Genomic DNA, 506 nt, shown 5'->3' with positions numbered 1-506 from the left:
AAGGAAGAAGACAAAGAGGTAAGCCTATCAGCTATGCTTGAGATATTAGGTGTAAAGAGGGCGAATTATTATAAATGGCTTAGACGCAATAAGAGCGAAAGAGATCTTGAAAATGAGGAACTGGCAGACTTTATAAGAAAGTATGATGAGAAATTCAATCATACGCTTGGCTACAGAATGATGACAGATAGAATAAACAGAGATGAAAACAAGAACTATAATGACAAGCAGGTCTACAAGGCGATGAAAATACTTGGCATCAAGTCAATCATAAGACCAAAAAGAAGAAGCTGTACAGTCAGAAAAAGCAACAATACAGCCAAGAATAATCTTAAAAGAGACTTTAATGCATCAAGACCTAATGAAAAATGGGTAACAGATGTCACTGAGTTCAAATATGGAAAGAATAATGAAAATAAGCTATATCTAAGCCTGATACTAGATCTTTATGACAGATATCCAGTAGGATATGCAATTAGTGACCATAATGATAATAAACTTGTCTT

At 34.2% G+C, this 506-nt stretch carries 1 protein-coding gene; it reads left to right on the top strand.

The genetic code is table 11. From position 1 onward, the window contains the following. Window positions 1–33: 33 nt before the first annotated feature. A partial coding sequence (locus tag H8909_RS13250; protein WP_187013160.1) for an IS3 family transposase occupies window positions 34–506 on the top strand: 473 nt, incomplete at its 3' end.

The sequence above is a fragment of the Catenibacterium faecis genome (assembly GCF_014306455.1).
Classification (GTDB): Bacteria; Bacillota_I; Bacilli_A; order Erysipelotrichales; family Coprobacillaceae; genus Catenibacterium; species Catenibacterium mitsuoka_A.
This window is presented reverse-complemented; position numbering and strand designations above follow the sequence as displayed.